Source organism: Pseudoxanthomonas kalamensis DSM 18571 (assembly GCF_010211745.1).
GTDB lineage: Bacteria > Pseudomonadota > Gammaproteobacteria > Xanthomonadales > Xanthomonadaceae > Pseudoxanthomonas_A > Pseudoxanthomonas_A kalamensis.
Genome location: NZ_PDWQ01000003.1, coordinates 1 through 13,631, shown reverse-complemented (window position 1 = coordinate 13,631; position 13,631 = coordinate 1). Strand labels below are relative to the sequence as shown.

Below are 13,631 nucleotides of genomic sequence, written 5' to 3'. Positions count from 1 at the left end.
CTGGAGTGCAGGCCCAGCTTGCACTCCAGGCCACCAAAGAATCACTCACATCCGGAGTTTCGCGTGGAGGCGCTTTCAATCTGGCATGGGATTGTCGGCGTCCAGTCAGGCTTTACACATATGATCCAGCATTATCAAACGCATTCATGCCTCCATTTGAGCTTGATAGCGATCCTGCCCTAGCCCTACTCTATTGACTTCTTGGTAACGCCTGAAACAATACCCACTTGCATCATATTGGCCTGCCCATCAACATGAAGGACAGGAGTGTACGTAGGACATTTCTCCTGCATGCCAAACGTTCTGATCATCGAGGATGACCTCGTCACCGCCCAGGAAATCGCAACTGAATTGCGGTGTCATGGCCATGATACATACTGGGCCAGTGATGGATTGAGTGGGCTTGAACACGCATCCAGTGGCCTCTACGACGTCATCACCCTCGACCGCATGTTGCCCGGAATGGATGGGCTTACTCTGGCTGCCGCGCTTCGCGAGCGAGGAGTTTGCACTCCCATCTTGATGATAAGTGCTTTATCCGACATAGACGAACGTGTACGCGGGCTGCGCGCAGGTGGCGACGACTATCTGACTAAGCCATTCGCGTCAGACGAAATGGTGGCACGTGTCGAGGCATTGGCCAGACGACAACAATCCTTCATCCATCCTGGCAGGACAATTCGACTTGGCGACCTAGAGCTCGATCTTCTATCACGCACCGCTCGCAGAGGAAGTCATGAACTAAAACTGCTCCCTACCGAGTTCAAGCTCCTGAAGTTCATGATGAAAAACTCAGGTCAGACCATGACTCGAATGATGATATTCGAAGGAGTGTGGGGTTACCATTTCGATCCTGGAACCAACTTGATCGACGTGCATATTGCCCGTCTGAGACGCAAGCTTGACATTCCCGGGAAACCTCCTCTTATTCACACAATGCGCGGGACCGGATATGTCCTCACTGAATCCCACTGACAGCAAATGGAGATCATCTTCCAGCTACCTGCTTGGAGTTTACTCCCTCATCATTTTTTTATGGGGATGCATGGCCGCGCTACTCGTCTACTGGAGAGTACACGTATACCTGGATGGCCTGGCAAGAGAAACCACGCAGCAGCGCGCACAAATATTCCTGCATATTCCCATCGAAGAATTGGATACATCGCTTGATGAGCATTACAGGCTGGATGCAAGAAGCCTGAATCACTACGGGCTTTTTGATTCAGACGGGCAGCCCATTGCCGGTCGACTGAAAGCAATACCCAATGGTCTCCCTGCAGACGGGCAGGTTCATGTAGTCCGCTGCATATCAACGCTGCCAAACGAGACGACCATCGATCATTGCCATGCGCTGGCCATCAAGCTCGCTGATGGGCGCCTGTTGGTCCTTGCGCGCGACAATCGAAACAGTTCTCTCAGCGACATATCCCATATCGTTCTCAGTGCAATCGCCTGGGGATCCCTGCCCATGTCCGCACTCGGATTTCTCGGATGGTATTATCTTAGATATAAGCCAATCCAACGCATCAAGGAAATAGACGAACGTTGCCAGAAAATAGTTTCCGGCGACTTAAAGCAAAGACTGCCCATCACCAATAATCGGGATGAATTGGACATGCTTTGCGGAATTGTCAACACAACGCTTAATCACATCGAGCACCTAATGGCCGAGGTGAAGAGCGTATCCGATTGCATCGCGCACGATCTCAGGACGCCCTTCACCCGACTTCGGGCTCATCTGTACAGGATTCGGCAACAAGCGGGAACCGACACATCGAAAACTGCCCCATTGGATCAAGTCCTAGACGATGTTGATTCCATACTCTCGCGTTTTCGCGCCTTGCTTCGGATTTCCGAATTGGAGACGCAAGGCAAGCGATCACAATTTGCAAAAATAAATGCACCATCGCTCTTTCGGGAAATATTTGAATTCTATGCTCCCGCTGCCGAAGATAGGCAACAGCACCTGACACTCGACATCGAGCCAGGATGCGAATCCATCCACATCCTAGGGGATCGTGAACTATTGTTCGAAGCTTTGGGAAATATCACTGACAATGCGTTGAAGTTTACCCCCGAGGGCGGAACGATACAGCTTCACCTGAGACTAAAAGGCAATACCCTGCGCTTCGAAGTACACGATTCAGGCTCTGGCATCCCCAAACAGGAACGAAAATTGGTATTGCAACGATTCCACCGAGGGAGCGATCACACCTATACCAAGGGCTACGGCATGGGACTATCCATCGTAGCGGCCGTCGTAAATCTGCACGGGTTTCGGCTCGAGATCGACGACTCCCCGCTCCACGGCGTCTCCGTAAGCCTCGCATGCACAGTACTGGACGAGTCGGCATGGCGGCATACGCCTACAGACCGTCGTTGTTTGGCAACAACTTGATCTGAGACGGGATACCGTCATGGCAGCGATGCGGAAGGACTGGTGGGCCGTGATGGATTCGAACCATCGACCAGCGGATTAAAAGGTCGTCACCGTATCCATCTATTGCGGGCGTTACATGGCAATTTGTTTTCAGGAGGCGAGCCCGTGAAACCCGCATGGAATCTAGCCGATTGCTGCCGTTTTCAGGAGATGAGACAGCGCCGGACTACCCTGCCGGCATGTACCCGATCAGCCCCGCCGAGTACCGCCGCCGGCTCGCCAAGTGGAACGGCCAGCCAGATCGCCGCTGCGTGCGCACACGCGACGACCGGGGCCGCCCGGTAGTGGAACGCTGGTCAACCGGCGTGTGCCGCCTGCGGGCCGTCTGGCACCCCGACGGCGTGACCCTGTGGGGCGACCGTGGCGACAAGACCCTGCCGCGCGTCCAGAAGCACGGGAAGATCGCGTTTACCTACTTTGGGGAGTAGCTGCCAGCGCCCCGCCCATCCCTGAGCGGGGCCGCTTGCGCGCGTAGGAGATTTCCTACTTTTCTGCGTCGCTGCCGGGACCACGGCCCCCTGTACTGCCCCCGGCTCCCGGCTTCCTTTTGCGCAGGATGACGTAGGCAATGACGGCGACGACAGCAATTCCAATGATCAACTCAATGCTCATGGCGTTAACCCCTACTCTTCTGTGGATGCAATGGTCAGGCGCTGTGTGCCCTGCGTTGTGGGAGTCCCCGATGCAGGATTTACCCGCAGCGTCATCGGGTAATTGGATGCGCCGCTGACAACAGCGCGGTACATGAAATCGCTGGTGGACGCATTTGTGTCCGTGATAGTGGTTGACCCTGACATGCCGTAACTGATGCTTGTGGCGCTCTCGGACGCTTCGTAGGTCGCGCTCTTGCTTCCGCTGACGACGAACGAGCCAATGCTCGTCCATGATGATCCGCCGTTCGTGCTGCGCTCCACTGTCACCGTTGCGGATATGGATTGACCGTCATAGGTCGATGCAACGTCCCCTGCAAGCCATCCACTTGCATTTACCTGCATGCTTACTACAACTGACTTGCTTCCACCATTGGTTCCGAACGGCCCAAGCGTTCCGGTTCCATTGCCGATGAAGCTGGCAGTGTTGGAGTTGTAAAGTACGCCGGCAGATAGTGATCCTCCCCAATAGGCATCACCAGATTTATCCATCCACATGACGGCATTAGCCTTGCTTGCACTGGCCGCCCCAACGTTCGGGCCGAAATAATCGACAAGCTCCTGTCCGGACACGCCGAAGTCTGACCCGATGATGCGCTGATATCCGGAGCCGTAGACGCGCAGATACCCATCACGCCATTCCATGCCCTCGGTGCTTCCACCCGTGACGCGGAACACGTCGGCGAGGATGTCGAACGCTGACGTAGTACCGTCGTTTTCCGTGCGGTAGCCGGCGATCTTGTCGTTGACATCAAGGTACATGCCGACGATTGCGCGAGAACGTTCGTCGCTCGTCGAAAGCCGCTCTACAAACACGTCGTCAACGGCAATCGCTCCGGATGCAAGGTCTGTAGTTTGCAGGTGATAGCCAATTTCTGACACGCCGTCCGGCACAGTATAGATTCCCGTGTCCGGATCATCTTGGAATGCAAATGACCTGTCATCCATGAGGACATTTACAGGGGCCGATGATGACCCCGACACGTAGTTTCCGTCTAGGTCGTAACCTCTACACCCAAACCTAATACGAGCGCCAGCAGAAGGGGCAGACCCGATTTTGCGTGGGAACATACCAAGACTGATCTTCTCGCCCACCCGAACGCTCGTCCTGCCTGCGTTGTACGCGACAGTTGACACGCCGGAGAATCTGAGTACCCGTGCCCCAGATTTGGCCGCTGCAGTATTATATGTAACCCCAGAGGGGAGGCCTCCTGTACCACTGGTTGATGAGTGCCACCCGGAATCATCTTCAAAGCTTCTGTTGCGTAAATCGACGCCGGCCGTCCCCGCCTGCACCATGGCTAGTTGCGTGATGCTGGATGACTGGTCTCCTACCGTTGTCTGTAGCGTCGTAATGTCAGTCGCAAGCGCCCCGGTTTCGCTGACACGCGCTGACTCCTCTGCAATGATCGCCGCTTCATTTGCTGCGGCCGAAGCGGACACCGTGGATATGTCGGACGCCAGCGCACTGTCCGCTGCCGCGCGTGCGCTTGCCTCGCTGGCCACTTCGGCGGAGGTAGCAAGCACTTCCGATCCGCCAGGCATCCGCGCCTGTACAGCATCGAGTTGCGCGGCCTCGGAGGCGATGTCGCTGGCGTTGACCGTGGACATGGATACAGCGGCGGCCGTGGCCTCGCCAAGCGATGAGTAGTTGCCGATGTATTGCCAATCCGATGGGTTCGTGTCCGGCTGCTTGTTGGTGTTTTCGGTCAGCGCCCGGTACAGGCCGCTGCCGTACTTGACCAGATCGCCGATTGGGTAGGTTTCGCTGCCGCTCCAGTCATCCGCCCCGGTAATGTCCGCGACCTGCGCGGCAACCGCCTCGGAGTGCGCCTGCGCCGCTGCTGCTGCCGCCTCTGCGGCCGCATCGCCAGACACGCGACTTGCGGCCTCGGCGTCGATGGCGGCTTGCAGGGCGACTTGCTCGTCGGTGATGGAGACAAGCTGCTCGCCGAGATTGCCCGTGAGCGTGGTCGTAATGACCTTGGCCGCGCCCAGCGCCCCGGACGTGTTGCGGGCGCGGCAGGCGAACGTCCAGGTGCCGGCGGCCGGCACTACAGCTTCGAAGGCGGCTGTATGGTAACCGTCATCGCCAACGGGCGTCATCGACTCCCAATCTGGCGTTGCATGCGTGCCGGACAGGTAGCGAATCTCTGCGCCGGCCAGGTCGGCGGGTTGCACGGTCTCTTCGCTGTCGTAGCTCCAGGTGTATTTGCGCACGCCACCGGCCAGCGCCGTGACGCTGAAATTTTCGAACATGGGCGGCGCAATGTCCGCGCCTTCCGTGGTGTAGGTCGTGCTGACCACGCCGCCGACGATGCCGTTGTCGTCGTAGGGTCGGATGACTACCTGATACACGCCGGCCGAAGGGATGCGAAACCGGATCGACCCGGTGCGCGATTCCGCGACTTTCTCCAGATCGGTCCACTCGCCATCGAGTTGCTGGGCGATATGCGCGGTGCAATAGGCCATCTTTCCGGTGACCGTGAAGGTGGCCTGCAACTCGGTGAAAACCGTGTCCCCCTGCACGGTCTGGAACTCGTCGATAATCAGGTCGGACAGTTCGGGACGCGACTGCAACAGCGAGGTATTGGACGGTGGCGTATACGCGCCCGTTTCGACGTACTCCCAAAACTCGGCGGACTCCGGTACAACCACGATGCGGCCCCCGGTCATGCCGGTTTCCGGCTCGATCTGCACCACCCGCACCCGCAGCCCAGGTGTGGCCTTGAAGTCGTAGGTCCACAGCGTGTCATGTGCCGGGTTGTCGGCGTCATCGCCCGGTAGTGCAGCGTCCCCTGGCCATGCCTCCGCAAGGGTCAGCGTGTCGGTTTCGCCGACGAATGAGGCGACTTCGAATACCCGGTATGCGCCCTCGCCCGGAATGCGCAGCCCCACGTAGGCGGTGCCGCTGTCCGGGGCCGGGACCGGCTCGTCCAACGTCAGGGTGACGATATCGCTGCCGTCGATGCTGGCAGCCATGACCCGGCCGCCATACCCCCACTGCGTCATGTCGTGCGACAGCGACAGCAGCGACATGCGCCGGTAAGTCAGATGCTCAAGGTCCGTGGAATAACTGATGTCCTTGTGCTGGTACAGCGATTGCCCGAGGTGATAGCGGGCCATCTTGGCCGCATGCGCTTCGCTGGTGATGCCCTCGCCGGATATGCGCGCCGGGTTCTGCATGATGGCCACGCCGGGGGCTTCCACCCGCAGGGTCTTTGTTTCCCACGTCGCGGCATCGACATAGCTGTACTCGATGCCGTCCGCCGCATTGGCGAGCGTGTAGTCCACCTGGAAGCTGGATTTTTTCATCGTCGCCATGTTGACGACGCCGGTCAGCGGCTGGGCGCTGTCGGCCCACACCGCCCCGAACTTGCCGCCGGCCCAACTGACCTGACCGAAGCCGGCCAGCGCGATGGCGTCGCACATTTCAAGGTGATTGCGCTGATCCTTGATATAGGCGTCGTAGGTGTACCCGTTGCTGCCGCAGTGGACCATGAATGCCTTAAGACCTTCGATGTCGATCATGCTGTCAGACAACCCGATTCCCAACAGCAGCCTGCCGTTACTGTCGTAGAGGCCTCGCGCATAGGCCAGCAGGTGCGCGCCGGGGTTGCTGGTCTGCTCGGTTGTCCAGCCCAACCCATCCCACACCGGGACCGGGATGGAGTTTGCGACCATCCTGATCGAGTTCAGCGCGCCGTTGAGTTGGCCCGTCGCCTTGATCTTGATGCCGATCCGCTGGATGCCGGTGTAGTCGGTGTCATCCGCCTGCACGCTGGTCATGGTGTTCCAACTGAAATCGGCCACCGAGTTGCGGGCGTTAGTATCCAGGCCGAGTCGATGGACGCGGATATCGTATTGGCCGGCGGGCAGGTCCGACGATATGGTTAGCCGCTTGGTCTGCTTGTAGTTGTTGTTGACGACAGTGCGCGACGTGAGCGGCGACCATGACGGCGCCCCTGTCGCGCGATACTCGACGGCGATGGTCTCCTTGTTGTTGTAGGGCTTGCCCTTGCTGGTCACGTCGCCCAGCACGTACTCGATATTGATCTGGACGCGGACGGTATCGGCGGGCGTGGTGCGCTCGACCCATGTGCCCTCGCGGTCAAGCTCGCCGCCGTCCACGGTGTCGGCGTTGCTGTAAAGCGGGATGTCCTGATCGGGGTGGCCGCCGAATCCGCTCAGGTAGACGGTGACGCCCTCGTAACTGGACAGCAGCGTGTCGCCGTTGTAGATGTCTCCGATGCTGTGGACGTTGACCCCTGGGGTCAGCACCATGCCGAGATACTGGTCGTCTCCCTCGAACCACGTATACGGTGCGGACGCAAGGTCCGGGGTGATACGTGTGGTTCCCAACAGCAGCGGAAGCGGCTCGTATGGCCGTGCCGTGTTGTTGGCAAGGCCGACCGAATACACCGGGTCTGCCGTGATGGCGGCAGGTGCCGAAGGCTTCGGCATCAGTACCTTGTTGATGAGTGCGGAGCCGGCAGCGAAAGCGACGGTGTAGGCCAGTGACGATCCGACTGCGCCAAGGCCCGCCGCCCAAGTCGCGCCAGCGCCCATCGTGAAGTACGCCAGCGCAGCAATAGCAACGATTGCCAGAACCTGCTTCTTGACGATGCCGCGCACTTCGATAAGCGCCGTGTCCTTTGGGCGCACGCGCTCAAGAACTTCATGCGGGACAATCACGCCATTGATGCGCACTTCCCATGCGTCATCCGTCCAGTTGGGGACAACGCGGCGCAGGAACCCGCCGAGTTTCTCGCCATCTTCCAGCGCGGCCACCATGTGCCGCTGGCCTTCCAGCGTGATGGGATGCGGGGTCAGGACAATTGGTGCGCCGCTGGTCGGGTCGGACATCAGTCCCATGCGTAATAGCCTTCAATCAATGCGCCCCACAGGGGCAGTTCCCGCACGCGGTGCAGGATGGACGCGCCATTGGTCTCGTTACTGTGCAGCACCCATTCCTCGCCGCCGATGCGGTAGAACAGGCCGACATGCCCGACTCCGGCACGCCGCTTCATCAGCACCAGGTCGCCATCTGCCGGGGTATCGGTTCGGTGTGCGTAGCTCTTGGAAAGCTCGCCAAGCACAACCTGCCCATGCTCGCCACGCGGGCGGCCGTTGGGTAGCTTCACTTCATGGCCGTGCAGTTCTCGCCGGACGTGGGCGACGAAATCCGCGCAATCGAACCGCTGCTCGTCGTAGACCATGCCGACGAATGCCTCTGCCGGATGCGCCATCAGAAAATCCCCTGCAGGATGAACGGGGTCGCACGAATGCGGACTGACGCCTGCCGCATAATGTAATCGACCCCGCACTGCGCGGTCGCCACGGTCGGCGTGACGCTTACGCTGGTCATTGGCAACACAAGCGTCTGGAAAATGTCGTTCGGTTCGCTCTTGTCGGCGATGCGGATGGTCGCCGTGACAATCTCGTTCGGCTGCAAGGTTTCAAGGTCGGCCGTCATCTCGCGGCCCACGTTGTCGATTTCCAGCACGGCGCGCGGAGAGACACCTTGAGTGTCGTCCGGCAGTTTGAAGCGGAACGGAAATCCGACGTAGGTCTCGCTATTGCTGACCCAATCCTGCGTATCGTTGACAAGTCGGAGCGTTGCGCCAAACGACGGGGCCGTCATTTCCAGCAACAGCAATATTCCCGATGTGTCGGTGACGCGCTGGCGTGCCTCGATGAATGACATTCGTCCGCCCAATAAAAAAGCCCCTCCGGAGAGGGGCTTGTGATGTCAAGAAAAAATGCGCAGAAATTCGTCTAGCGCAGGTACTCCAATGTCGCCTCGCGCTCAGACCACGAAAAATCTGGGATCAGAGGCGTCAGGCTGCCGATCTTGGCTTCCTTCAATCTGGCTGTTATGGATGCACCCGTGCGGGGATGGCTCATATCGAACCACCCGACCCGCTTGATCGTGTCGAAGTACCACGTCTCGAAACTGGCAGCGTCGGCCGACGACTTGAACAGCAGTCGCACGGTGATTTCCTGCATGACTTGGCTGTTGACGACGCGCTGCTTGGGTACGCCGCGCTCCATTTCCGTGCGCTCGATGGACGGATCGAACTCTTCGCCGTATCCGTCAAACAGGACAGTCACGTAACTCGGCAAGTCGGCCATCAGACCGCCTCCCTGAGCCCGTAGCGGCCTTTTAACGCAGCGCCAGTTCTACCGCCGGCCGACATGTCATCGGCGATGATGTCGATAACCATCTTGCGGATGTCCATACCGCCGGCCCCTTTCATCCGTTCCTCGCGGGTGCTGACCTTGTTGCTCCCGTAGTTATTAATTTGCACCTGCATGGGTCCAACACCGCCCCCCACCTGCGAAATTCTGCCGTTCTGGCCGGGAGTGAAAATCTCTGGCTTGCCGCCGTCTCCGACGAGGTAGGACTGGCCCGCCATGACCGGGCCACCGCCTGCGCGGCCGCCGCCAAAGCCCTTTGCGATACTCGCGAAGAACCCCGCCCAACCGCTAGACCCGCTATTCGACTCGCCCCACTGTCCAATGGAATTGAACAGATTTGATGCAACCGCTTCGGCAGCCATTCGCTTCAAGGTGTCGGCGAAGTTCCGAAGCATTCCGGATAGACCATCTTCAAATGGATCGAACAGGAAATCCGAGAATGCATCCTGAATATTGCGTGCCGCTTGTCGCGCAAACTCCGTCATCTGATCCGTAGCTTTCTCGGTACGGTCGGCCATTACTTGCGCATGTTCCGCTGCCGCATCCGCTGTACCCTGGGCTACGTCTGCCATTTCCTGCTGCCAATCGAGCCATTCCGCCTGCTCACGCAAGACGGCGGATTGCTCTGCGCTTATTCCCTTGAGCGCGCCATACTGGATTTCATAGTTAAGTTGAGCGAGTGATGTCTGCTTCCCGAATAGCTCGTTCGCACGGTGGAGATTGTCACCATACGACTCGTATGCACGGGACAGAGCATCTGCCGCCTTCTGCTGCTCGGTTATCTGTTTGGTAGCAGACCCGCCGCCGGTTCCGGTCGGCTTATCAGTTGGCTTGTCACCTAACGCAGGCGCTTCAACTCCGGACAATGCGGAAGCAGATGCGGAAAGCTCTTGTGACATCCTGAGCTTGTCCTGCTCTTTCTTTATTTCCTGCTGCAATCGTGCAAGTACAGTGTCAGGCCGGCTGATAAAGTCCTTCGCAGTAAGTTCTGACGAATTAAAGAACTTCGGAATGCCGAGAAGCCCGTCATCCTTTAGCGCCTGTACGCCCTCGGCAGTTTTCTTGAGCCTCTCAATGCGCTGCTCGATACGCACCGTGTCGCCTATGGCAGTACCACTCACACGCGACGCCAGTTCCTCGCCGAACCACTTGGCTACGCCAGCAGCGGTAGAAACGAGTTTCGCAAGTGCCTGCGTCGCCGTCAGCGCACCCGTGACCATCGTCTGAAACCCATCCTTCACGGCAGGGTCATTCAGCGTCTCGGTCAACTCGTTGATGGCGGCGGTCGCGCCACGCACGCCATCGCTTCCGCTGTCGCCTTCCAGCAAATCGCCGAAGGCGTTTTTCAACCCGGCGATTGCACCACCGAGCGTATCGCGAGCCGCACGGGCGCTGCCGCCCATCTGCGTCTCAAGCTCTTTCAGGATGATGCGCTGCGCTTCGGCAACCTTGCCAGTCTCTACGAGCTTCTTGATCGTCTCTTTCTGTTCATCGGTGAATTGCACGCCGACACGGGTCAGGGCCGTGACGCCCTGAATCGGGTCATTCAGCGCCTTGCCAAGCTGGATAGACGACTCTTTAAGCCCCTGGTCCATTGCCGTACTCATGTCCAGTACGGTTTCAAGCGCCTTCGGGAATACGTCGCGCCCGATCTTGGTGAAGGTCAGCAGCAGGTTTTCGGCCTCAATGACCGCCTCATCGCCATAGGTCGTCACGGCCTGCAAGCCGGACGCCATGTCAAGCAGTTCTTTTTTCGTGAGGCCGGCTGCCCCGCCCGTGGATTTCAGGCGCGCTTCAAGCTGGCGAGTCACTCGCTCTTGCTCGATGGTGTTCTTGATCGCGAGAGTGATAGCGCCGGCAGCGAGCGTGCCGATGGCGACGCCCGCGCGCTTGGCCTGCCGCATCAGGTCAGCCGTGGCCTTCTCGGCCGTCTTCGATCTACTGGTCAGCTTGTCCAAGTCGTCCGTCGCCTTGCGTGCGCCGGAGCTATCGACTTTCAGGATCAGACTTGCGGTATCTGTCATGACATTCTCTTTCGGTCAGCGAACGCGATCACGTCCAACTCCCACCTGGCGAAATGGCGGCGCGACATGCGCGACCACGCTTCGAGCGAGGCCCAATCAATCGGCGCGGCAAACTGCCCCAGCACGCCGACAAGTGGCGAGAACTCCTCCGGGCAGCGCGGTTGATCCCGCAACAGCGCCGGCATGGGCGCTCCGGATCGGTGTGCGACTTGCAGGTGATGACGCAGGGTTTTTCCGTCAGGCTGACGTGCGTTCAGGACTCGCTCTGACTCGATCCACTTTCCAAGCTGATCGAGTCGTTGCCGAAAAAAAGGCGACTGTCCGCCGCGAACTTGTCCAGAACCGGCCCGATCTGCGGGGAGTCACGGAGAAACGCTTGCACGGCTTCCGGTGTGCACTCGGTGTCGAATGACCACCCCGAAACCAATGTCGCCCACAACTTGAACTTGGCCTCGACCTTGGCCGCCGATATCTTGGCGTTGTCTCCCTCTGCCGCCAGTACCGTGTCGCGCACTTCGCCCAGCACCGCCTCGTTGGCTTCCTGAAAGGCGTCCGACCACACATGTCTGACTTGCAGCCAGTGGTCGGTCGGAGACCCATCAGGGGCGTACAGGGGTAATTTTTTACCCTCGTTGGCCTTGTCGCGGGTCTTGAACAACTCCATCCCGGCCGCAGTCATCAGGCGCTCCGGGTGATGGTGACGGTCGTCGCGGCAGAGCCGTCATAGCCGGCCGAGTAAGTGAAGCTGTTAGTGATGGCATCCGGCCCCGGAACCGCGTCGTCGGCCTGCGTGTAGATGACGTTCGGGAAGTCGAAGGTCAACGTATTCGTGCCGTCGCTGAATTGATGGCTGATGCTGGTCGCCGTCTCATTCAGGAATTTGGCGTACAAGCCGCCAGTCTCGCGGTAGGCGGTCAGGCTACCGGTAGCGGTGAATACGCCGTTCTGCACGTCGTAGGCCGCACGGGCTCCCAGCGCAAAGATCGCCGCCATGCCGTTGTTGAGCGTAAAGTTGTGCGACGTGGCATAGGCCAGCGGGCTGCCGCCTTCGGAAATGCTGCCGACGCTCGTCACCATCGGTTCGCTGGTCGTGGCCGCAGCGAACGTGGCATCAACCGGGACGGTGTAGGGCTCGGCATCGGTGCCGATCACGCCGAAGGTCAGCAGTACGCGGGCGTCGATATCAGCGGCCGGCGCGAAGGTGTTGAGACGGCAGCCGCGATAAATCACATCCTCGCCGGTATCGGTGTGGCGTTTCAGGATGGCGATGGTGCGGACAGTGCTGCCGACTTTCAGGGTGTTAGCCGTCCAGTCGGCCTGCTGCATCAAGATCGCCAGCAGGTCGTCGTAGCTGCCGTCCGACAGTTCGCAGGAAATCTCGCCTTGCGTGCTGTAGGTGCCCTGCTTGGCCGGCGGACGCTGGCGGGTCTGATTGATTTCGTTCGACTCGACCTGCGCGACGTTACGGGACAGGCTCGACGTGTTGAAACGAATCGGGATGAACTCGGGGGCGACGGCGGGGATATCCCCGGCCACTTCCTCGACGTAATAGAACTTGACGGCAGAACCGGATGCGGCCATTGCGGTTTCCTCTAGGCGAAAAAAACCGCCTTTCGGCGGTCTGGACGGGTGCGCTTGGCTGCGCTTAGAAACTCGGTCGGATTGAAAATGCCGAGTACGTGACCGACACGCTTATGCGCTGCCAGCCATCGACTCTTCGAATTTGGGATCGCTCGGCCCGGACAACCCGGACGCCCTGCGTCAAATGCGTGAACTCACGCCCAGCCACGAAATAGGCGCGGACGGTATCGGCAACGGCCAGAAGATCGGCACGCGGATTACCGCCAACCTCCGGCACGCTCACGTCGATCTGATAGACGCCGACGTGTTCGTCCATGCCGTTGACGCCGAGCGACGACACCGCCGCCCCTGCGGGCAGGTGAGTCAGTTGCGCCCAGCTACCGCTCGTCGGCGGCGTGAACGTGAACCCCTCGGCCGCAATCCGTCCGGTAAACGTCGGGCCAAGCGCCGCCACCGCCGCGACTTCCAGGGCGCGGTCGATGCTGGACTCAGACATGGGTTAGACCTTGTTGTCGCGGACGGCTTTGGAAACGATTTGACGGATGCGGGCGAAGCTCACGCGCACCATTCCGGCCGGCGCTTTGGTATGGCTCCAACCGTCGTACTCGATGCGATTGGCATACGGAAGATTATTCGCCATGTAGGTAACGCTGCCCCACCCTGTTTCGTATACATATTTAACCCTTTATACCCCTCCGCCGCAATAGAAAACGAGGGGAGCCGCACCCTGACTAA

13 protein-coding genes are annotated in these 13,631 nt (G+C 59.4%); 3 read left to right on the top strand and 10 right to left on the bottom strand.

Going from position 1 to position 13,631, the window contains the following annotated elements; all coding sequences use genetic code 11:
• The first annotated feature begins 291 nt into the window (after positions 1-291).
• The 3 genes from CSC70_RS06485 (at position 292) to CSC70_RS06475 (ending at position 2,868) form a co-directional block, all read left to right on the top strand.
• Positions 292-975, top strand: a complete 684-nt coding sequence (locus tag CSC70_RS06485) for a response regulator transcription factor (RefSeq protein WP_162455871.1) — start codon at positions 292-294, stop codon at positions 973-975.
• Complete coding sequence (locus tag CSC70_RS06480; protein ID WP_162455870.1) at positions 953-2,398, top strand: sensor histidine kinase; 1,446 nt, start codon at positions 953-955, stop codon at positions 2,396-2,398. The genes CSC70_RS06485 and CSC70_RS06480 overlap by 23 nt, the downstream gene beginning before the upstream one ends.
• Before the next feature lie 221 nt (positions 2,399-2,619).
• Positions 2,620-2,868: a hypothetical protein gene (locus tag CSC70_RS06475; RefSeq protein WP_162455869.1), complete on the top strand. Its 249-nt coding sequence runs from the start codon at positions 2,620-2,622 to the stop codon at positions 2,866-2,868.
• 195 nt (positions 2,869-3,063) lie between these two features.
• Here the strand turns inward: CSC70_RS06475 and CSC70_RS06470 are convergent, their stop codons facing one another.
• From CSC70_RS06470 to CSC70_RS06425, 10 genes are all read right to left on the bottom strand, one after another.
• The gene (locus tag CSC70_RS06470; RefSeq protein ID WP_162455868.1) at positions 3,064-7,956 is read right to left on the bottom strand and encodes a host specificity factor TipJ family phage tail protein; all 4,893 of its coding nucleotides are present in this window, start codon (positions 7,954-7,956) and stop codon (positions 3,064-3,066) included.
• Positions 7,956-8,339 carry an NlpC/P60 family protein gene (locus tag CSC70_RS06465; protein WP_162455867.1) on the bottom strand — a complete coding sequence of 128 codons (384 nt, stop codon included), beginning with the start codon at positions 8,337-8,339 and terminating at the stop codon, positions 7,956-7,958. The genes CSC70_RS06470 and CSC70_RS06465 overlap by 1 nt, the downstream gene beginning before the upstream one ends.
• A complete protein-coding gene (locus CSC70_RS06460) occupies positions 8,339-8,797 on the bottom strand; it encodes a DUF1833 family protein (protein ID WP_162455866.1) in 459 nt (152 codons plus the stop codon). Before CSC70_RS06460 ends, CSC70_RS06465 begins: the two co-directional genes overlap by 1 nt.
• A 71-nt stretch (positions 8,798-8,868) precedes the next feature.
• Positions 8,869-9,225, bottom strand: coding sequence for a hypothetical protein (locus tag CSC70_RS06455; RefSeq protein WP_162455865.1), 357 nt, complete (start codon positions 9,223-9,225; stop codon positions 8,869-8,871).
• Positions 9,225-11,315, bottom strand: coding sequence for a phage tail length tape measure family protein (locus CSC70_RS06450; protein ID WP_162455864.1), 2,091 nt, complete (start codon positions 11,313-11,315; stop codon positions 9,225-9,227). The genes CSC70_RS06455 and CSC70_RS06450 overlap by 1 nt, the downstream gene beginning before the upstream one ends.
• Positions 11,312-11,530, bottom strand: coding sequence for a phage tail assembly chaperone (locus tag CSC70_RS06445; protein WP_425501539.1), 219 nt, complete (start codon positions 11,528-11,530; stop codon positions 11,312-11,314). The genes CSC70_RS06450 and CSC70_RS06445 overlap by 4 nt, the downstream gene beginning before the upstream one ends.
• Before the next feature lie 38 nt (positions 11,531-11,568).
• A complete protein-coding gene (locus tag CSC70_RS06440; RefSeq protein WP_162455862.1) occupies positions 11,569-11,994 on the bottom strand; it encodes a hypothetical protein in 426 nt (141 codons plus the stop codon).
• Positions 11,994-12,896 (bottom strand): phage tail tube protein, encoded by a 903-nt coding sequence (locus CSC70_RS06435; protein WP_162455861.1) that lies wholly within the window; start codon positions 12,894-12,896, stop codon positions 11,994-11,996. Before CSC70_RS06435 ends, CSC70_RS06440 begins: the two co-directional genes overlap by 1 nt.
• Positions 12,897-12,960: 64 nt before the next feature.
• Positions 12,961-13,392 carry a phage tail terminator-like protein gene (locus tag CSC70_RS06430; protein WP_162455860.1) on the bottom strand — a complete coding sequence of 144 codons (432 nt, stop codon included), beginning with the start codon at positions 13,390-13,392 and terminating at the stop codon, positions 12,961-12,963.
• A 3-nt stretch (positions 13,393-13,395) separates the two neighbouring features.
• A complete protein-coding gene (locus CSC70_RS06425) occupies positions 13,396-13,536 on the bottom strand; it encodes a hypothetical protein (RefSeq protein ID WP_162455859.1) in 141 nt (46 codons plus the stop codon).
• Positions 13,537-13,631 lie beyond the last annotated feature (95 nt).

Bases quoted from the DNA above. Each gene is read 5' to 3' on its own strand.
- CSC70_RS06465 (WP_162455867.1), bottom strand. From the start codon at position 8,339: ATGGCGCATCCGGCAGAGGCATTCGTCGGCATGGTCTACGACGAGCAG.
- CSC70_RS06440 (WP_162455862.1), bottom strand. From the start codon at position 11,994: ATGACTGCGGCCGGGATGGAGTTGTTCAAGACCCGCGACAAGGCCAAC.
- CSC70_RS06430 (WP_162455860.1), bottom strand. From the start codon at position 13,392: ATGTCTGAGTCCAGCATCGACCGCGCCCTGGAAGTCGCGGCGGTGGCG.
- CSC70_RS06425 (WP_162455859.1), bottom strand. From the start codon at position 13,536: ATGGCGAATAATCTTCCGTATGCCAATCGCATCGAGTACGACGGTTGG.
- CSC70_RS06435 (WP_162455861.1), bottom strand. From the start codon at position 12,896: ATGGCCGCATCCGGTTCTGCCGTCAAGTTCTATTACGTCGAGGAAGTG.
- CSC70_RS06450 (WP_162455864.1), bottom strand. From the start codon at position 11,315: ATGACAGATACCGCAAGTCTGATCCTGAAAGTCGATAGCTCCGGCGCA.
- CSC70_RS06485 (WP_162455871.1), top strand. From the start codon at position 292: ATGCCAAACGTTCTGATCATCGAGGATGACCTCGTCACCGCCCAGGAA.
- CSC70_RS06455 (WP_162455865.1), bottom strand. From the start codon at position 9,225: ATGGCCGACTTGCCGAGTTACGTGACTGTCCTGTTTGACGGATACGGC.
- CSC70_RS06480 (WP_162455870.1), top strand. From the start codon at position 953: ATGTCCTCACTGAATCCCACTGACAGCAAATGGAGATCATCTTCCAGC.
- CSC70_RS06475 (WP_162455869.1), top strand. From the start codon at position 2,620: ATGTACCCGATCAGCCCCGCCGAGTACCGCCGCCGGCTCGCCAAGTGG.
- CSC70_RS06470 (WP_162455868.1), bottom strand. From the start codon at position 7,956: ATGTCCGACCCGACCAGCGGCGCACCAATTGTCCTGACCCCGCATCCC.
- CSC70_RS06460 (WP_162455866.1), bottom strand. From the start codon at position 8,797: ATGTCATTCATCGAGGCACGCCAGCGCGTCACCGACACATCGGGAATA.